The sequence below is a fragment of the Escherichia sp. MOD1-EC5189 genome, assembly GCF_002966045.1.
GTDB lineage: Bacteria > Pseudomonadota > Gammaproteobacteria > Enterobacterales > Enterobacteriaceae > Escherichia > Escherichia coli_F.
On the sequence record NZ_PTRX01000016.1, the window covers coordinates 1 to 19,880 of the forward strand.

General features: G+C 49.8%; 11 protein-coding genes and 2 pseudogenes. 2 read left to right on the plus strand and 11 right to left on the minus strand.

Going from position 1 to position 19,880, the window contains the following annotated elements; genetic code table 11:
* Together ATB02_RS14605 and istB are read left to right on the plus strand one after the other, a co-directional pair.
* Positions 1-408 (plus strand): annotated as a pseudogene (locus ATB02_RS14605) (IS21 family transposase); the annotation flags it as partial.
* Entirely contained in the window at positions 405-1,187 is a 783-nt protein-coding gene (istB, locus tag ATB02_RS14610) for an IS21-like element IS100kyp family helper ATPase IstB (RefSeq protein WP_001317493.1), read from the plus strand. The pseudogene ATB02_RS14605 and the gene istB, both read left to right, overlap by 4 nt.
* Before the next feature lie 50 nt (positions 1,188-1,237).
* Here the strand turns inward: istB and dpdK are convergent, their stop codons facing one another.
* The 11 genes and pseudogenes from dpdK to ATB02_RS26710 all read right to left on the minus strand — a co-directional run bounded on the left by dpdK (position 1,238) and on the right by ATB02_RS26710 (position 19,800).
* Positions 1,238-1,726: a phospholipase D-like domain-containing protein DpdK gene (dpdK, locus tag ATB02_RS14615; RefSeq protein ID WP_105271810.1), complete on the minus strand. Its 489-nt coding sequence runs from the start codon at positions 1,724-1,726 to the stop codon at positions 1,238-1,240.
* Between the two features lie 11 nt (positions 1,727-1,737).
* Entirely contained in the window at positions 1,738-6,174 is a 4,437-nt protein-coding gene (gene dpdJ / locus ATB02_RS14620; protein WP_105271811.1) for a protein DpdJ, read from the minus strand.
* A gap of 3 nt (positions 6,175-6,177) precedes the next feature.
* Complete coding sequence (locus ATB02_RS14625; RefSeq protein WP_000209821.1) at positions 6,178-7,026, minus strand: hypothetical protein; 849 nt, start codon at positions 7,024-7,026, stop codon at positions 6,178-6,180.
* On the minus strand, positions 7,023-10,229 hold the full coding sequence (gene dpdH / locus ATB02_RS14630; RefSeq protein ID WP_000026162.1) for a protein DpdH: 3,207 nt from the start codon (positions 10,227-10,229) through the stop codon (positions 7,023-7,025). The genes ATB02_RS14625 and dpdH overlap by 4 nt, the downstream gene beginning before the upstream one ends.
* A complete protein-coding gene (gene dpdG / locus ATB02_RS14635; protein ID WP_000022533.1) occupies positions 10,226-11,101 on the minus strand; it encodes a protein DpdG in 876 nt (291 codons plus the stop codon). The genes dpdH and dpdG overlap by 4 nt, the downstream gene beginning before the upstream one ends.
* A complete protein-coding gene (gene dpdF, locus ATB02_RS14640; RefSeq protein WP_105271812.1) occupies positions 11,088-13,568 on the minus strand; it encodes a protein DpdF in 2,481 nt (826 codons plus the stop codon). Before dpdF ends, dpdG begins: the two co-directional genes overlap by 14 nt.
* Positions 13,568-16,675: a protein DpdE gene (gene dpdE / locus ATB02_RS14645; protein WP_105271813.1), complete on the minus strand. Its 3,108-nt coding sequence runs from the start codon at positions 16,673-16,675 to the stop codon at positions 13,568-13,570. The genes dpdF and dpdE overlap by 1 nt, the downstream gene beginning before the upstream one ends.
* Positions 16,676-17,130: 455 nt before the next feature.
* On the minus strand, positions 17,131-17,493 hold the full coding sequence (gene queD / locus ATB02_RS14650; RefSeq protein WP_000859001.1) for a 6-carboxytetrahydropterin synthase QueD: 363 nt from the start codon (positions 17,491-17,493) through the stop codon (positions 17,131-17,133).
* Positions 17,494-17,586: 93 nt separating this feature from the next.
* Positions 17,587-18,446 (minus strand): annotated as a pseudogene (locus ATB02_RS14655) (IS3 family transposase); the annotation flags it as partial.
* Positions 18,447-18,662: 216 nt separating this feature from the next.
* Positions 18,663-19,019, minus strand: a complete 357-nt coding sequence (locus ATB02_RS26705; protein ID WP_342343158.1) for a transposase — start codon at positions 19,017-19,019, stop codon at positions 18,663-18,665.
* Between the two features lie 199 nt (positions 19,020-19,218).
* Positions 19,219-19,800, minus strand: a complete 582-nt coding sequence (locus tag ATB02_RS26710) for an IS110 family transposase (protein WP_241957640.1) — start codon at positions 19,798-19,800, stop codon at positions 19,219-19,221.
* Positions 19,801-19,880 lie beyond the last annotated feature (80 nt).

A 19,880-nucleotide genomic window follows, 5' to 3' on the forward strand; every position in this document is an offset into this window, starting at 1 on the left:
CCTTCGCTGTGGCAGTTCGGCAAGGAGATGGGCTTCTCTCCCCGACTGTGTCGCCCCTTCAGGGCACAGACTAAAGGTAAGGTGGAACGGATGGTGCAGTACACCCGTAACAGTTTTTACATCCCACTAATGACTCGCCTGCGCCCGATGGGGATCACTGTCGATGTTGAAACAGCCAACCGCCACGGTCTGCGCTGGCTGCACGATGTCGCTAACCAACGAAAGCATGAAACAATCCAGGCCCGTCCCTGCGATCGCTGGCTCGAAGAGCAGCAGTCCATGCTGGCACTGCCTCCGGAGAAAAAAGAGTATGACGTGCATCCTGGTGAAAATCTGGTGAACTTCGACAAACACCCCCTGCATCATCCACTCTCCATCTACGACTCATTCTGCAGAGGAGTGGCGTGATGATGGAACTGCAACATCAACGACTGATGGCGCTCGCCGGGCAGTTGCAACTGGAAAGCCTTATAAGCGCAGCGCCTGCGCTGTCACAACAGGCAGTAGACCAGGAATGGAGTTATATGGACTTCCTGGAGCATCTGCTTCATGAAGAAAAACTGGCACGTCATCAACGTAAACAGGCGATGTATACCCGAATGGCAGCCTTCCCGGCGGTGAAAACGTTCGAAGAGTATGACTTCACATTCGCCACCGGAGCACCGCAGAAGCAACTCCAGTCGTTACGCTCACTCAGCTTCATAGAACGTAATGAAAATATCGTATTACTGGGGCCATCAGGTGTGGGGAAAACCCATCTGGCAATAGCGATGGGCTATGAAGCCGTCCGTGCAGGTATCAAAGTTCGCTTCACAACAGCAGCAGATCTGTTACTTCAGTTATCTACGGCACAACGTCAGGGCCGTTATAAAACGACGCTTCAGCGTGGAGTAATGGCCCCCCGCCTGCTCATCATTGATGAAATAGGCTATCTGCCGTTCAGTCAGGAAGAAGCAAAACTGTTCTTCCAGGTCATTGCTAAACGTTACGAAAAGAGCGCAATGATCCTGACATCCAATCTGCCGTTCGGGCAGTGGGATCAAACGTTCGCCGGTGATGCAGCACTGACCTCAGCGATGCTGGACCGTATCTTACACCACTCACATGTCGTTCAAATCAAAGGAGAAAGCTATCGACTCAGACAGAAACGAAAAGCCGGGGTTATAGCAGAAGCTAATCCTGAGTAAAACGGTGGATCAATATTGGGCCGTTGGTGGAGATATAAGTGGATCACTTTTCATCCGTCGTTGACAATCACCGTATTATTGGTTGAAAACAACAGATGCTCATCGTTCACGTTTGCGCCGCTCCAGGTGTAATTCATGGAGCCTTTCAGAAAGAAATGTTTGGTCAGCAATCCCTTAGCGTGCAGGTTCTCGTGATATAGGTATTGCATGTCGTGATCGGGCGATAAGCGCATCAATAGTCGCTCGATAAAGACCACGCTGTGCGTGTCTTTACGTGTCACGATACGTAACGGGCAACCATTGTTAACGGCGGTGGCGAGCAATTCCTGAAAGCTGATCATCCGAGCTCCCCATGAAGGATCAAGAAAACTCCACTGACCGCCTCGGTTATCAATCACGTCAAAGTCACTCATCCACGGAGAGATCAGCCAGATCAGTTCCGGATAGAGGATCAAGCCACTAAACTGCGCGCTTAGGATTTCCCGCAAATGTCGCTGGCCCAGTGGGCCATGCAGGAAAATTTGTCGTTGTTCTTCCATTTCTGCGTTCCTTACAGTAGCGCTTCGGCCAGTTCAAAACGTAACACCAGATTGCCATCCTGATAATCCACGGCGGATTCGCGGGGATAAAGATGCAAACCAAAGTACTCAATTGGAGTCACCTGCACCAGAGAGATCACTTCCACAATACGATGGCGAGCCTCGCGCGGGATATGCAGTTCTGCAAAGCCGTGTTGGGTAATGGCGTGATGTAACTGCGCTAACCAATCGCTCTCGCTGATGCTGATGCTACACGCCGTCTGTTGAAACAGTGAGCTTAGCAGCAGTCGTTCAGTCAGGTTGTTACCGGACTTAAACGGATTGTAATAGCTGAGAACCGACCGACGGATGGCATTGCCGCGCTGCCAGAGCATTCCCTGAATTTTGCAAAAGCGCTCAAAAACTTTAATCACACTGGCGTCAGGCAGTTCTTGCGTCGCTTGGGTATGGGCAAAAATATTCAGAGCGATTTCGTATCCGGCTTTATCTTCCAATTCCCGCCATGCGTTGAGATATGCAAGCATCTGCGCATCATGTGACGCTTGGCTGCCCGGACGTAATACCCGCGTGTGCAGCACCGACATAAAACTGTGACTAAGTGCAAATCCCTGCGCCTTTAGCAGCGCTCTGAGGTGGGCGTTAGCCTGGCGACGCTGCAGATGACTGCTGGCCTGACGTATCGCATTCAAGGCCTCCTGAAGTTCGCTGGAAGATGAGAGCCGCGAAAGCATCTCGAACAGGTTGTAGTCGATCTGCTCGTAATCGCTGACGGCAAAACTACGCATAAACAGATTCAGTACGGAGACCGGATCCTGATGAAAAACGTCTTCCATACGGGTAATGATACCACAGCCGCCGGGTTCTGATTCGGTCAGCCAGACGTCCAGTACTTCGTCGTTTAGTTCGGTATCCACCACCAGACCGCGTTCATCGACATCCGGCAGCAACAGGTGGCTGGTTTGTTTGACCGCTCCGGCCAGCGTCGTTGTCAGTAACTCCTGTAGCCAGTCCTGAAAATCGACATCATCACTGAGATCCTGAGTCAGGATCGCGCTGTGCCTATCTATCATGTCCAGAATGTCGGTCTCTTTAAACAGGTTGCGCAAATGTTGCTGCAGTTCCTGACTTTCAACGTCGTCTTCACCATCCTCGCAATTTTCAAAGATATTATCTGCCTGGAAGAGTGTGTCCGCGATATCAGCGAGGCGACGTCGGCCGTCCGGAGTTTTTAATTCCGCGATAGAATCTGCCAGAGACGACTGTGTGACCAGTTCCCGCGTAACCGCAGCCAGATAGCACTCGTAGATCCAGTCAGCGGTAAACGTGTCATATTCGAAGCGTGGTTCACGTTTGATGCGATGCTGGAAATAGAGTGTTCGCAGTGCGCGCTGAATGGCCGGGTCATGCCGGAGGCGTTGCAGCAGATTGGGTGGCAGCGTAAATCTGAGCCGTGCGCCATCCACCCACTGCCGCACGCCAACCCCGACAGGCTCGCCATGCTCGACCCATCTGAAGTTCACATGCGCCTGTTGCTTGGTTTTATTGCGTAATGAGGCTGTTGCGTGGGTGGCGTAACGCGTGACATCTAGAGGTGTCATGTTCTGGTGGGTGAAGAACGTAATGGAGCGGAGGATCTCCGCCCACGGGCCGGTAGGAATGGGGAGCGGAACGGCCTGATCGTCTGGGTTAAAACGGGTATGCCAGTACAGTTGCGAGTTGCTTTTCTCGGTGAGATTTTGATCAAATCTCAGCGCGCGCGTAAGCACCTGCATCGGGCGAATGACCCTAATAGGGGGCTGACCTTCGCACTCGATGACACACTCGGGCTGCCAAGTATTGCCGAAAGCCTGCTCAATTTCAAAATCAACATCCGAAACGCAATTCATCGCCGGAACAAAGTTGTTTGGGATAAGCCAGTCTGCTTCATTGTCGGAGTAAACGGCATAGCGCTTGGAAATGCGCCCCGGCGCAAACTCTTTCAGCCCCTGAATAAAGGGCAAATGTTCACGCTTCTCGAACTTCCGCTCGAGATGGATCTCCAGTTCCGGCAGATTAAGCTCACTGAATAGCGCTGAAGGAATAAAGGCCGGCAGTGGGGAACGTCCCGTCGAACGATCTGCCTCCGGTTGGCCCATCCGCGACCATTGGGTCGTGAGTTGTCGTTTTAATGTCGGCAGCAACTCCATCATGATCGAACGGGGCGGCGACCACAGTACACGCTGAAGTTGCTCGTCAGTGATGCGCAACGCGTAAAACAGATACTTCTCCAGCTCCAGCTGCCACGCATGTTGTTCAATCACGGCAGTAATCAGGTGGAGCATACGATCAAGATGATCAAGAGATTCTTGCTTTGTCTGCGGTTTATTCAGCAATGACCAGATATTACTTCCGGGGATCTTCATGCTCAGCCAGTCAAGTGTCGCCATTGCCGCCTGCATTTTCTGGATATGGATGTTGCCCATTGGCAACAACTGTCCTTTTATCTCTGGATTAATGAGCTCTTCATAGCGTTGATAAACGACTCGGTCGCGGCCAAATTCGGATAGGACAGCGACCATCCACGGACGCATGGTTCTTGAACGACCAGCACGCCCTTTGCGCTGCAAATAGGAGGCAACGTTACGTGGCGCTTTATGCTGAATAACCATGCCAACGGAGGGGTCGTTAAAGCCCACCTCCAGCGACGCGGTTGCAATCACCACTTCCGCTCTAGGATCGACCCCGACGTCCTGACTGGACGTGCGGGCAACGATGGCTCGGTCATTTTCGTCAAGTGAGTGACCAATATCCAGCGCGATACGCCAGTTCTGTCCTGCCAATGTCAGCTTATGGCTGTTTTTCGGTGTTTCCAGACGCTGAGAAGCCAGCGGTGGTTTTGCAACGTATAAGTTTTGACCACGCGACCGCCAGCCTTCGGCGTCACACAGTTGATGATAAAGTCGGTTATTGATATCCAGATCGTCGGTGAAGACAAAGGTTTTTTGCCCCCATGTCCCGCATGATTTTTTCCTTTTCGTATCCAGAATACGCCGAGCGAGCATGCTGGTCTGGATAGTAGTAGATAGCAAGGCGGTTTGCGAGACCGGATCACCGCGTAATGCCAGCAGATATTCAGCCCCTTCATCTTCCATTTCGTGGAACTTCGGTTCGATAAGAGCCACATGTTTTTTATGTGCACCTACCAGATCGGCGAAGAAACGTTCGGCGTCACTCAGCGTTGCCGAAAGCCCAACAAAATGAGGGTGGCTGCGCGCAAGTTGCATCCAGCGTCGCAGTAGATAGGCCGTCTGTGCACCGGTATTCCCCACATAGGTGTGTACTTCATCCAGCAGGACTACCGGCGGAGGTGTTACGTCAATGCCAACGCCAAATAGGTGATTCGTTTGGTTATTCCCTAGGTGCTGATTGAGCATTTCGGTAGTGGTAAACAGGATGTCAGGCGGGTTTTTCATCAGCGAGACGCGGGTCAGGATTACTTCGTCACTGTCTACGCTGTGATTACAGTGGCTACAACGAAGAATCTCTTTTTTCGCTTTGATATCTTCTGCTTTCCAGTGCATTTGCCCCGAACATTTCGGCGTGGTACAACGGAGTAAATCAAAGGGCATATCCTTGTCTTTATCTTTCATTGCGTATTGATGGTTGAACGGGGTATCACCGAAAAAAGAACCAATACGGATCTTGCGTCCTGTCAGTACTAGGGCCTGATTATCAAGTTCACGACATTTACTCCAGGTTTCCATGAACTGATCTTTAAGCAGTTCTTTACGTGGATACAGTGCCAGCGTCCTGACCCGTTGCGCATTGTCGCGCTGAATATCATTGAGGAGCGAGGTGAGTGCCGGGAGATAGAACGCCAGTGTTTTACCACTCCCCGTACCGGCACAGACAATGGTCCCGGTAGCTTCTTTCACGCGGGCATGATGACTATGAAAGTGCCAGGCGCGCAAAATACGTTCGGTTGAGCGTTCCTGAAAGCCGGCAATGGAAAAGTCGCCGATCAGTCGGGAAAGCGCCTGGCGTTTAATTTCGTTCATCCACGGGACATCGACCCATTTGCTCAGCACCGTTTGCGCCGGAAGTTCACGCTTCGGATAGTTGCGCGGGCGACGGACGAAACGGTAGTCGGCGACAAGCGTCCGGGCTTGCTGAAGCGGTTGATTGCGGAACCATTGACGCTGGTGGCGGAACAGGCATACCGCTTCTGCCATACGCGTGCGGTAGCGAGTTCCCCCTTTGCTGGTCGGGACGCTGAAAAGCATGGCTGCCTTCTGCAGTTCTGCCAGTAACGACTCGGCATCTTCGTACGGAAGGTGCCGGGTAAAGAGCGAGATGATATCGGCATGGGTAAATGCGCCATCTGTATCCCCCCAGACCAGCAGTTCTGCTTCCCGCTCTTCGAGCAGATCCAGCGCTTGGTGCAGGAGGGACAAATCAGCCGTAGACATAAATTATTTCCTTGTGATCACGAACTCATCCAGCATCTCTTCAACCGTTAACCACTCAAGCACCTCAGGCGTAAGGGCGCTTAACGTCGGGCGCAAGTTCTGCGGGCCATTAATGCGATTGAAAAATGCCTGAACCACGTCAGGCCAGTCCGTTTTCATCATGCCGCGCAGGGAATAAAGTTTCTCGGCTAGCGCTTTAATTTGGTGAATCTTTTCATCGCTGACTGGCTGGCTCTGCGTTAAGTTTTCGAAATCCAGACGTCGACGCTCGTAGTCGGAGGCGATATCATCAAATTTATTCGTATTTTTCTGAAAATTCAGAGTTTTGTCATCGACGTGAACTTGATGATGTAACTCTTCCAGCCATGTATTCCAAGCATCTTTTAGTTCTTTGCTTAGGTCCTTGTGCAGGGCGCCGAGTTGGTTGACGCAATGGGTCAAGGAATCATTCTGGATGATGTCGTAGGCAGTAGGTTCCTCTGAGGCGGTCAGAGTCTCACCCAGAGATTCCTGTGGTGACTCTTCCTGATCTGCAAGGTTCTCTTCCTCGCCAGAATTGTCTACCGACTGTTTTTTCAGCCAGCGTCTCCACTGCAACATGAGACTTTTGACGCTGTTCGCGGCAGCGATCAGTTCGCTACGCTGCTCGTCATTCCAGGTAACCGCAATGCCCCGCGGGAGTTGTTGCTGGGCTGAATATTGCTGTTTAAGCAATACAAACTTATCTGCAATGGTGTTAGTTTTGCTGCACACCAGATTACATTTATCGATGATTTGTGAGGCCTTACCAGCCTGAAAGCTAAGATCGAGTTCTTTTTGCATCTCGGCCAGTTGTTGGCGTAAGGTGGTCATTGATCAACTCCAGAGGCGATGATATCGCTCGCAAGTGTTTTTAGACGGTCATTCACTTTATTCAGAGCAAGAGTCAGTTGCTGGATATCCCCTTTGGCATTCATCTGCTGGAGTGTGAACGCGATCTTGGGTTGTACCAGTTGCCATTGCGCAAGTATGCTGCTGATTCTTGAAACGTAGTCACCATCAAGTTGACAGATCTCCAGCCACAATTTCGCACTATCTTTCTGTTTTTCAATGGAAAGTAACGCATTTAATGTCGCCAGACTCTCCTCGGAGTTGGTTCTGAGAGCTTCAATTTCCCCCAGCAGCCACGAAGATGGCTTGTACTGAGCGCTGCCAGTGGGGTAGTGCTCGGCCCGCACAGTCTCAATAAACGTCTGCCAGTCGTTCAGTTGTCTGAGGAAATCGTCACTATCTTTGATGTTGGCAAAGAGCTGAACATTTTTTAACGTGCTGGCAAGTTCCTGTTTGACGGAGAGCGCCGCACGTTCAATTTCTGCGCCAAGCGGCTGTTTTAACACTGTTTTCAGCGCAGAATATATTACATCGGCATCCAGCGCACGACTGCTGCCCAAGCCTGAGCCTTGCTCCGTGATGGCAACCTGTTCAAGCCACGCTTTTCTGGCATCATCCCATCCTACGAGCGCCTGCGCCCTAGCTTCGGCGACTCTGGCACTGGCGTGCGGATGCAGTGTTGCCTCAATCCCTCTGAAACAGATCTCGGAAGGAGCGGTCGTCAGCGTTCGACCGGTACTTTTACCTTCAGTTCTTCCGACGCCTTTCTGGGTGAGGCAGAGGGTATTGACGATTTCCGCCGGTTCTTCTTTACCGGTCACCAGGCCAAGCAGCAGAGCTTTTTGCAGATGCTTTTTCAGCGCATCCCGTAAGTTACGCGCCCGGAAGTGATTAATGGCACTTTCCGTAGCCTGCGGTACCCACCACTGGATGAAGTTTTGATAGCGAGTATAGTCTTCCTGCGCCTCTGGATAATTAAAACCTTGCTTTAAATCGGCGTAATGCTGGATACGTAACAGGGCTACCGCGGCGTTATACACATCTACCCGTCGGGAAGGATCGGTCAGGTCCTGCTCAGAGTAAAAGTTCGTAATAATACTTGAGGGGTTAGATGCCGCTTTTGGCAGAAAAATCAACGTAAAACGACCTTCTTTCAGCGGTGGTCGAGAAGACATACCAAACAACTCTGGCTGTGCATGAATTTCATAACAAGCGTTCAGTGCCGTACGCAAATCACGGGCAACCTCCTGCGGCAGAATGACATTATCATTCACCCATGCACGGACCGCCCTGATAAAGGGTAGTTCGGATTTGGCAGTGTATTTTGCCTCTTCTTTCGGTTCGAACTCCGGATTGTCAATCTTTTTACCCGCCGGCGTACTGCCTGTCTTGCCAGTCGTTTCGTGTGCGTTCTTTGTTACTGGTTCCACCGATTTCATCGTGGGACCTTTGCCATTCAGTTGTGCGGCTAGCTCATCGAGGCCAAAGGTACTCGCAACGCTACTTGGCAGTTTTACGCGTAGTTCATCAAAAGAATCAATGCCATATCCCCAGATGGCGGCAAGTGTCACCGAACTGCCAACCCGACTGACAACCAGTTGTGAAATCTTGTCTTCGATCTCGGGAACGGCATGAATTCCAGCGAAATTTGCTGGCGGGAACTGTGTTTTTTCCGCTTCTATTCGGCAATCGCGCAGAATATCTAACAGGATGCGGTTAATGATTGTGCGCGGGTTAAAAATCAACTCGCCGCTGCTGTCGCGGCAATGCTTATCCGCCAATGCCAGAATGGCACTACGGTTATACGGGAATAGCGGGAATTTCTGATTGGCAGAATAACCAAAATCCTCTAGTGCATCAGGGATCTCATCACTGTGCCATACAGGTGGCCACAGAGACTTACCTTGCTCAGGACGTTTTTTTAACTCCTTTGATCCAAAGCGTGCGGCGTTCAGATAGCGACCACAGAACGAGACAATACGATCTTCGTTATTGTCTTTATCGACGTTCTCAATGACCCACTCGTAGCCAGCACGTGTGATTAACGTTTCCTGGCGGCGTTTATAGCCAGGATAATTGTCGGTGACTGCAATCACTGAGTGGACAGGACAGAGAACTTGCACGCCGCCAGGTGCCGCTTCTTCGATCAGACTGTCGATCAGAACATCTTCAATAGCGGAAATCGCCGCCATATCTTCTACCAGAATCACCAGACGACGATTAAGTCGTAGAAACTCCTTGCGGATGTCCTGAAAAAGCTCCTGAAAAGATCCTCCATTGAAGGTGAACAGGCGCTTGAAAAGTGATTTCAGCGAGGTATGCATGGCTTCATTGAGCACGCGCGCTGCTCGGGCACGCGCCTCCACTTGGTCTGACTCATGCAGTTGAGAATGGTTCAGATAGCGGCGTGCACGCGCGGACAGATCGTCAGGTTCAAAGATAAAATAGAGATCTTCCGGAAGAAGTTCATATTTATCATGATCTTCTTCTCCTTCTTTCAGACCACTACTCATCCGACTGGCAAGTTTGAAAATACAGTGGCCTGGATTCAGAAGATTCTGTTTGAAGTTAGGGTCGGTGATCAGATCACAGATACCGTTTTCCACCTCTTCAATGATAGCTTCCATATAGGCGAGTCGGTCTGCAGGAATGTCTTTACCTTGCGCCAGCAATGTTTGACCTTCTTCCTTGACCGCTTTTTGCATGTCCTGCAACTGATGGGCCATCATGGTCAACAGTAGGTCTGCCAGATCTTTCGCTGGGTACTGTTCTGTCACTTCATTAACGCGCATGCGTGCGTTGTCGAAAAATTCCCCCGTCAAATTTTTTAGGATGCGTAAAAGCACCTGCCGTAGACTGGCGTTTTTGGGTATCCGGACAATTTCCCATTGCTCATTCTTGTTGTTTTCCGCTAGGTACATGTTGAATCGGCAGTCTAACCAGCGCACCAGATGTGATTTCCCCATCCCCGAGCGGCCAATCAGTGGGATCGCGCGCTCCGTATGAAGTAACTGCTGGAACAGGTCTTCATCACGCAATATTGTATGATTTTCATTGACGTCGCGTCGGGTCAGTAGCATCGGTTCATGTACGGCCAGAAGCACATGATCCTCTAATTCTTCTGCTTCATTGCGAATGCATTGGACGATATTTTTCCTGGATGGCCAATATTCCATTATGCTCATTCTGCATCCTCTCTTAGCGTGATTTGGCTAACCCGGCGAATTTTACCGCCAGGTAAGTGAAGTGATAAGGCGTCTTTATCATCACTGTGGATGGAGAGGATAATGCGTCTACTGATTTCAAGTCGTTGCAGCGCAACAGATGTGCTGGTGCAGATATTGTCACCTTCCGGTGCGATCCAGTCTTTTTCCTGCTGCATCACGTCATGAACGGAGTTTCTGTACTGGCCCCCGTCCATCATCGGCATGACCTCCGCCATGTTTGCCATAAAGATTTTGGCGGGAAGGGTATGCGTATCGTCAAAGATCTCCGGCAGAAAATATTGGATGGCCCGGGTAGGGTCGGTGACATAATTTCCGTCCGGCATTAACTCGAGAAAACCGAGAAAACGACCAAATTCTCTCACTAGTTTTTCGGTGTTGCTATTGATGGTTTCGCCAGGTAACCATTTATGCACTTTGTTGGTGATGATCGTAGGGGAAAGAGGTTCCCGGCCCCCGACCGAGTGTTGCTGAAGGCTCAACAAGCAACTCAGTACCCGCCACAACGGTTCGCAATCATTCCCACTGGCAACGCCTTTTTCACGACAAGCATCAATCGTACAGATAAGCAACCGATGCGCCAGTGGACGCACACCTGCTTCAAGCGGTAACATCTTTCCGTCGAGCATCGGCCAGAGTCCCAGATTGCACCAAAAGCTCAGGTTCTCTTTTAATTTTCTCCACGCGTTATCGTTAGCGGGCAGGTTATCAGGACGATAGCGGGCGAGCAGTGTGTCCTGAGACAACGGTTCCTGTGCGCTTTGCAGAACGCGTTCAATCAAAGGAAGCAGTATCAGTCCGCTTCCTGGGTTTGCGTTGTTAATTATTGACATGTTGTAGTTGCCTGATAAAAGAGTCCAGCGACAGCGCATTAGCGGCACTTGCGCACCATGTTCGATGTGGGAACTGAGGATCGGCGAGATGCTCAGGTGCAATAATAATTCGCTCAAAGCGCGTCATGGGTAGATCTGGGAACGCATTAGCCGTGTTAGGGATGATCACGATCTCTGGTCCATCCGATGCAGGTGCTGTCATTTTCTGTGCGCTCCAGAAATGCGAAAGCGAATCTAGGTTGTTCTCTAGTTGCAGGAACACTGCTCTGTCTGCACGAATAAACACGTATTCGCCAGAGGTGATCAGTGATCGCAACGTCACACGAAGTTCCATCAACAACGAATGTAACTTCATATTTTCGTTGTAATAAACTTTCTTTTCCGCACCTACGAAGAGTGCTTTTTTCTTCGGCTCGGAACGTAAAATTTGTACATCTGTGCCCACGGTGGGCGAAAACGCCCCTTTCCCTTTCTGGCGACATCCCGGACAACCACCACAGGTTAACTCGGGAGGATGGCTCTGATATTCATAGAATTTCTGCAGAATTTTACACAGTGGTTTGCCAGGATCCTCCAACCACGTTTCCATTACCGTAAAGGCTGCCCGGCGGTTATTCAACTCGGACTGGCGGATCTTCTCCACATAGGTGTTCCAGTGCGCTTCTGAATAATGCGCATCGTCACAGTGACGGATATGTACGTGGTTATAGTAGCTTTCGGACCATTCAATCAGTTGCGTGTTGTTGTCATCCAGATTATCTCGCAGGTCGTCAGGAATTTTCGGTTCAGCAAAGACCAGTTTGATGAGTCCGGCTCTTTGCATTAACAGCAACGTCCGACGATTCCAAGCTTCGTTTTTATCGCCTTGGTGATCGATATGAACGGGCTTGGTGTTCAGTGAAATCATGTAGTCAGCGATCGGGCTTTTCTTACGATCGTCAAACATTGCTTTCCAGCGGGCAAAACCTTTTTCTACGCCAATCAGCGTCTCAACGGCCAGCGATTTTGCCGTTTTCATTTGCGCCTTATGCCATACCAGATGCACCTGGCAGGATCTGCCGTCACGCCCAGCACGTCCACAGTCCTGGTAATAGCGGTCGATATTTTCCGGAATAGCAGCATGAATGATGCTGCGGATTTCCTTTTTATTCATCCCTACCCCAAAGGCAGAGGTAGCGACCATGATATCGAGTTGGTCATTTTTCCATTTTGAAATCAATTTCTTGCGATTGTTTGTGTCAATTTGACCGTGGAATATGCCGATTCGCCAGTAGCCCAGTTCGTTCAGACGGGCAGACCACATTTCCGCATCTGTGCGGGTAGTGCAATACAAAATCAGCGGGCGGGGTAAGGTCATCAGAAGTTGTTCGACCCGCTGACGATGCGCGTTTTCATTTGCCTCATGATGCACAAAATATTCCGGCTCTGGGCGTAGGAAATTAGCTGATACTTCAATCAGTTCACTGTTTTCATCATGGAACTGCTCGACCAGAATGTCGCGGGTACTTTTGCTGTAAGTCGCCGAAAGCAGCAGCGTACGAAAACGGCATTTGCCCATGGCTTTCAGTGAGCGAATCATAGGGGCAATTAGCTGAAAGTCAGGGCGGAACTCTGCGCCCCATTGATCGATCAAATGCGCTTCGTCTATGACAATCGCGCCAATCATATTCAGTCTGGAAAGCTCAAACAGCACCGGAACCAAAGAAGAGCGAACGGATTCTGGGGAACAGAAGAGAACACGCTGTGTTCCCGCCTTGATTCTTTCCTTAATTGCCTGACGCGAGGGCTGATCTTGGCCTCCGATCCAAACATAACTTCCACCATGATCTTGGTCAGCACCGCGAAGCAGTTTTTGCATATCGTCAGCCTGCTCAATCGCGAGGGCGACAGTGGGGACGATCACCAGCGTGAGGGTGTTTGTCGGTGCGCTGAGCGCCTGGAGTTGGGTGAGCAGACTTTTACCGCAACTGGTGGGCAGATTAACCAGCAATGTACAGTTATTATCAGACGTTAGCAGCGTCCGGATGGCGGCCTGTTGACCGAATCCCTGATAGTGAGTCAGCCATGGCTCTTCGGGTAACAGGCGCCTCAGTGCCGGATCAGTCTCGGGGCGCAGCAAGTTCCTGCGTATCTTACGCTGATAGGTGGCTCTGGTCAGCGCCAGGTCCGACTCTTCAGCCAGTTGAATTTGTTGCACGGCAGGCAACTTTGTCATGCCCCACTCAGGTGCCGGAGCATCGGTCAGTTCTGGCGGCAGGGGTAGCCACGGCTCGCTAATACCACTCGCGTGAGCGGCACGTAACGCATCGGCGTAGCCGGCAAAAATGTCACCATGACCTGCCGAGGCATCGGTGATGATCTGAATCAGTCTGTTCAGAAACTGATTTTCGATGCCATCCTTAAAGGTGACCCCTTGACTAAAATAGGTGGTTAGCGCCTGCTGCAGGCGTGACCATTCCTCTTCCATCAGACGATTTCCTCTAATAGATTTCTGCTGCACACCACCACGGCTTTCACGGCCATTAACTGAAGTCTGGCTTGTTCGCCGAAGGTTGCCTGTTGTTGTTCTCGGTCACTGGTATAGACTCGTTCCACCATCTCTTTCCACGTGTCCGGTGAGACAAGTTCTTCGATTTCTTGCCAGAGATTAGGGCGCAGATTTATATCTGCATAGAATTTCTGCGATGTTTCATGTTTGGCGTACTCGCCATTGAGCAGTTCCAGCAACTGCGGATTTATCACCGGCGTACCATTAGAGGACAGCCAGTGTTGCACAATTCGCGGCGGGTACAACTCGTCTGCAATACGGCGTTGTGCGTAGGTATCCTGCGTCTGGCAATGGGTGACAAGCCAAGTTGACTGAAAGAAGTAATTGGGCTCATTCAGTGGCTTGGGGAGCACTCGCAGTACCGCCATGGAACTGCCTCGGGCATCTTGGTTTAACAGTTGCCAGATCGTATCGACAAATGGCTGCCCATAACGCAGCGGGTAAACGGTTGTTCCGTCGATCGCCGGAATGCGTTCAGCGCTCATCAGATGCGTTGACGGTGGGTTGCCCCCTTCTTTATCGAAGCTGAGCATGCAGGTGGTGAGAAAGGTTTTAAAATCGACCAGCGTCCCTGTGCTGCGATCAGAGAGTTCGAACTGAAACTTGATACCTTTTTCTGGAGTGCCGGTGGTGCGAAAACGTAGCACACGCGTGATCCAACTTGTCAGTGCATTACACTGCGCTACTGCAAGATGATCGTCAGCGCTGATCTGTTGCGCAAAAATCGCCGCCTCTGCAATCTCATCATCCATCGCCAGCAGCTTTTCCTGCATGTTAATTTTATGCGTTTCATTGGCCAGAATACCCTGTTCGCCAGGGAATTCTCTGGCAACACGTTCAAGGGCCACCGGGCCTTCTTGGTAGACATTTTGCCACGCATTTTCTAGATAATCGTCGAGGACGAACTGGAGGCTGGCGATTGTGTTATTAAATACGCCAATATAGTCTTTCAGAATGCGGGCCCACACGTTGCGTAATCCACAGTCGGCGTGATTTTTCAGGATCAGACTCTGGACAGGTTTTACGCCTTTCAGGTTTGCACTGTACCTGTTCAGACGACCAAGGCGCTGTTCAATACGACTACAAGAGCGCGGTAAACCGTAGTGAACGGCTAGTCGCATTCCCCCATGGAGATTCAGACCATCTTCGCCGCTTTTATCGCAAATTAGGATCCGAATAGGGCTGCCGGGTTTGAGGTACATCAAGGGATGACCCGGCTGATAGAGTTCCTGGGGGTACTCCAGCAGTAGTTCGAGCTTTATTGCCAAGTGTTGGGCAAGATCCGGACGATCGCAGAAGACGATTGCTTTTCCTGTCGGATTCTTTTGCAACCACTCATTCAGTGTGATGGCAAGCTTGTAATCAATGGCCTGTAGTTCATTTTTTGCAGTTGAAACAATGTGCTCTAACAGATCTCGTTCTTCCTGAGTGCGTTCCGCTTCACCCAAATGTACTTTAGCGCGTTGCATAACACAGAGTGGGCTGGATAGGAGATCGTCAACCCAGAAGAGGTACGTGTCTTCACTCATTGCCCACTGCGTATTCTGCGGCAGTAAAGATAATGAACGATACTCATCAATCAGTTCGTCTAATGCTAACCCATCGCAATACCAGCGGCACTCCTCTGCTCCATTTAGCCCAGGAAACAGAAGGTTTAGATTGAGGTTTTTCGTTTCATCGAAGCTGAGTGAAACCTGACGGCGATTACGCAACAGTCGATGATGAATGCGATAGTTTTCCCCCAAGTGCCGGCGAATATCCCGGATCCCTTCTTCACGCTCCGGCGTATTGGGGGAGAACGTCCCAATAAGCGGAATGAGTTGCTGACAGAGCGTCATCAGAACAGTATCTTCTGGGAACTGCTGCTGCAGTGTTTCCAGATTACGACGTAAGCTGACGTTTGAGACGGAAGGTACTAACCCCGAGAAGATCCCGCCAAGGTTTTCGCGATTTTTGACTAGTTCGGTAAAGTCTTGCAGATGGGTCTCATCCACTTGGTAGGCTTCCGGATTAATACAGTGCAGCATCGACAAGAAGTTCCTTTCATGCCCATGCAGAGGGGTCCCCGTGAGTAACAGAACGTAGTGGGCTTTCCGGCAACCCTCTGCGATCAGGTTGAAGTCATAACGTTCATCTTTATCTCCTGACCACGGCCAAGAGGCAATCTGGTGGACCTCATCTACTGCGATAAGTGAAGGGGTGAATCCCCGTTCAATCAGGGTACAGCCATCGCAATGACTGCAAATCACGATGCCTTCCGTGGCCTCATTTTGTCGCAAACCTGCGAGGGCCGTCGAAGCATCAATAATAAGTTGTTTCAGTTGAAAACGTTCAGCCAGTTCTTCCCGCCACTGGCTAACTAGTGGTGCCGGAACCGCAATAAGCATGCTGACGTGGCCAGTTGCTTCTAACGCGTGTTCACGGATGACCATTCCTGCTTCGATGGTTTTCCCCAGCCCAACCTCATCGGCCAGAATATACTTGGGGTTTTTATCCTGAAGTACACGGCGTACTACCGCCAATTGGTGGGGTTCGAGTTCAACGGCACTACTAGAAATGGATGCCATCGCGCGGCATGCAGCGCGTTGCTGGATGTAGGTTTCAATAAAGGCTTGGCGGTAAGGGAAAAAGAACGGTGCGTCATTAGCTTGGAGGGCAAGGAAATCTGCAGGGTTTATCGGGGTATCCGGCGCTTTGTTCAGAACAAAAATTTCGTCGATTGGCAGCGTCGTAGTTTCATCTTCGCGAAAGATGACGAGAAAATCCCCTTTGGGGCGCGATCCGCCAAACCGGGCTCTAGTCCATCGTTGGCTATGTGGCTCAATGCAATAAATTACCGTCTCTTCGTGCGGGATTGTCAGGGTGAGTTGTTCTAAAGGAACTTTCATTTGTCGTGCATAAGGTTGAGCCGGTGACTCAAAAAAAGCGACCGTGGCGTTATTTGTATCACTATCGACGGTGACAACTTTACCGATGCCTTCAAATTGCTCAGAGATAACCAGTGACCCGATGGGTAATACGTTCATCCTCACATCCTTGAATTGTTTCTTATAATCACATTTGCTCAAAAACAACCAAAGACAGACCGAAAATGTTACTTTGCTATGCCTGAGCGACATGCTTATAAGTGCATTGATTTGAGTATTATGATCAGGATACTGAGATAATTCTCATATTCAAGGGGGAAAGTAGAAAAAGATCAATGAGATGTTGGCTTATGCAGGGGAGATTTCAGCGATATCAATTTTATCTGTTACAATGAGTATTTTTCAATCTACTAATGTAGGCTGGATGAATTCAAAAATAATTGTTAAGTAATAATAAAATGATCACCATCGAATATTAAATATTCATATCAACGCCACTAAGGAAAACATAAACTGCCGAGAATTGTGATGCAAGTTATAAAATGGAAGGTTGTTTGTTGCCATCGACTAAGGAATGTGACTGGTTTTATCCAAACCAGTCATCGGGTCGGATATCATTCACCGCGATAAATGCAACCCGCTGTGCAGGTTTCTTTCACCATTACAGCGGTCAGGTGTGGCAACTGTGATTTAATCTGCTTCCAAATCCATTCTGCCAGTACTTCGCTGGTCGGGTTTTCCAGACCAGGAATATCGTTGAGGTAGTAGTGATCCAGTCGGTCTAGCGTGGGTTTGAAAATCGCCTTCAACTCGGCAAAATCGATTATCCAACCGGTGTGTTTATCGACCTCTCCGGTAATTTCCAGACGTACCACAAAAGAGTGTCCGTGCAAACGCCCACATTTATGCCCATCAGGCACGTTTGGGAGTCGGTGTGCGGCTTCAAAGGTGAAATCTTTGTACAATGTTGTTTTCATAGCGACCTCGTTTTTTGTTATATAGTAACAACAAGAAGCAAGACTTCCTAGAATTTATGACTTAGTGATTAACACTACTGTATTGTGTAGTGGTCAACAAAAACTGGTCACAATTTCAGATTTTTTCCAGTATCTATTTTCCGATTCGTTCGGAGGTAATCCACCGTTATATTCATGAGGCCGGAGTGCACTTAATATTCAATTATATACTCTGTTATTGTATGGACATCTTCGTTAAGGCTAAAGTAACCAGTCACTGGTGCCCACTCGTTCTTCAGACTTCTGAAGAAACGTACCATTAGGCTAATATCCCAGCAGTTTCCCCGACGACTCATACTCTCCTTGATCCGATAACGCCACATCACCTGCCTGAACTGTCTACTTGTGTAATGGCTCTCCTGTTGCTAAGGAACATAACTCCCTCTGGTTTACCTCGCGTTTCCTCGGCCATCTTCAGCGCTTTTATAGTCAGTCTGCTGTCCGGTGAGAACGACATTGCCCATCCCCGGGCTTTATTGCGAACAGAGCAAGTACTACTGCGAGGTATCCCCATCGTTTACCTATCCAGATATACGTCACGTCATCACACTTGATTTAGCTGTGTCACAGCGAAGTGCGGTTCAAGATAGTTAGGAATAGCGACATGTTCATGACCGGTGGGGCGGCGGCTGACAGTTGACCAGCCCCTGTTTTTTCATGAGCCTGCCAGCAAGCCAGCGTCCCATCTGGTAATCTCTCCGGGTTGCCATTGTGGCAATGCTCCTAGCTCCGCCATGCGAGTCAATTACCTAGCCCATCTGCCGTCTGTTTTTTCAGGACGGGTTTTCCAATATCTGTAGCTGCAGCGATGAACTGCGAACACATGACAGAGTGTGAACACAGGATAATGCGCTCTGAGTTTCCCGATTATTGAGACTGTTCAGGAATCTGACATCAAGAGCGCGGTAGCCTTCCTGAGAAACTCCTGGTTCACACTCATAATTCAGGGTCTTGCTGGAGAGAATAACCCAGTGATTTTACTCTTCGTTTAAGTCCATTGAGTACGCAACTACGGTAACGCTCTTCATAGTAATCAGCACAATTGTCGACATATTTTTTACCATATTTCAAGGCATTGTAGAACAGTGTTGCCAGTTTTCTTGCCGTTGCAGTGACTGCTTTTGCTTTACCTATACGGGATGATAATCGACGATAAAAAGCATCCAACGCAGTATCGCTCCGACCAATCGTTGTGGCTGCCAGCCTGAGTGCAGCAGCAATTCAACTGGATGAACGTCTCGTTTTCGAGGACAACACTTTTCCACCGGAGATCTTATTTCCCGTGGACAAAATAGCCACGAGGTAAAATGGCTCGCATCAGGCCAGCGATTCATGTCAGTACCGCGTTCGGCAACGAATTTTAGTGCCAGATAAGGCCCAACCCCATGTATTTGTGTCAGATCTGCCGTGGTAATTTTCCAGAGTAACGGTCTGACATCAAGGAAAGCTGATTGGGTTGCTTTGTACGATGTCTGGCGCAGGGTAATACTCCTTCAGGATTTTCAGTCCCGGTGCTGAGTTGTATTAATGAATTTCGATTTGATCGTCACGTTCACGGATCTTTTCCAGGTAAAAATAGAAAAATGCCACCGACTGCTCAAGTGCAAAAAGATGCTCAGGTTGACAGTTCCCTGTCAGTGCCTGCTGGAGTACTTCTGGCGTCTTCTTACATCTCACATCACGGTACTAGATCAATACTGAAGGATCGGGCTCACCGCTGACAATAGCTCTGACGATCGAGAGACCGGTGACGCCAGTGATATCCGATACGGCATGATGCAATTGCACATTCATCTGCATCAGCGCTTTCTGCATATGCTGAATATGCGCAGCCCGGTATTCAGTCAAGCGTTCTCGTTGCCTCAGATAAGACCTGAGGACTGAAATATCGTGTACAGGTCTGAAACTGGCCCGGAGAAGACCAAATGCATGTCGTCTCTGCAACCACTGTGCGTCGTTGACATCAGTCTTGCGACCGGGAACATTTTTTGCGGCTCTGACATTAACGAGTATCATATTAAAACCCGCTGCTTCAAGGATCTCAAAAGCAGGCAACCAGTAAACGCCGGTGGACTCCATGGCGACGGTTGTAATATGACAGGTTTTGAGCCAGTCAGACATACGATGAAGGTCGCCGGTGAAACTTTGAAAAGTCCTTATTGGCTCGGCGTCAGCATCAGGCGGTACGGCCACAACGTGAAATTTGGCCCCAATATCAACGCCCGCAGCATGAGAATGGACAATAGACATTCGGGAGGATTTTTTCATATAAATCTCCTTGCTCATTTTTAATGAACGAAGGAGGAGACGACGGAGAAATCACCTTCCTGAACGGGATCAAGCTACCA

What these genes read in the sequence shown, in the direction of transcription:
- dpdJ (WP_105271811.1), bottom strand. Translation starts at nt 6,174, where the DNA reads ATGTCTACGGCTGATTTGTCCCTCCTGCACCAAGCGCTGGATCTGCTC.
- dpdH (WP_000026162.1), bottom strand. Translation starts at nt 10,229, where the DNA reads ATGAGCATAATGGAATATTGGCCATCCAGGAAAAATATCGTCCAATGC.
- dpdG (WP_000022533.1), bottom strand. Translation starts at nt 11,101, where the DNA reads ATGTCAATAATTAACAACGCAAACCCAGGAAGCGGACTGATACTGCTT.
- ATB02_RS14625 (WP_000209821.1), bottom strand. Translation starts at nt 7,026, where the DNA reads ATGACCACCTTACGCCAACAACTGGCCGAGATGCAAAAAGAACTCGAT.
- dpdE (WP_105271813.1), bottom strand. Translation starts at nt 16,675, where the DNA reads ATGAACGTATTACCCATCGGGTCACTGGTTATCTCTGAGCAATTTGAA.
- queD (WP_000859001.1), bottom strand. Translation starts at nt 17,493, where the DNA reads ATGAAAACAACATTGTACAAAGATTTCACCTTTGAAGCCGCACACCGA.
- dpdK (WP_105271810.1), bottom strand. Translation starts at nt 1,726, where the DNA reads ATGGAAGAACAACGACAAATTTTCCTGCATGGCCCACTGGGCCAGCGA.
- dpdF (WP_105271812.1), bottom strand. Translation starts at nt 13,568, where the DNA reads ATGGAAGAGGAATGGTCACGCCTGCAGCAGGCGCTAACCACCTATTTT.
- ATB02_RS26710 (WP_241957640.1), bottom strand. Translation starts at nt 19,800, where the DNA reads ATGAAAAAATCCTCCCGAATGTCTATTGTCCATTCTCATGCTGCGGGC.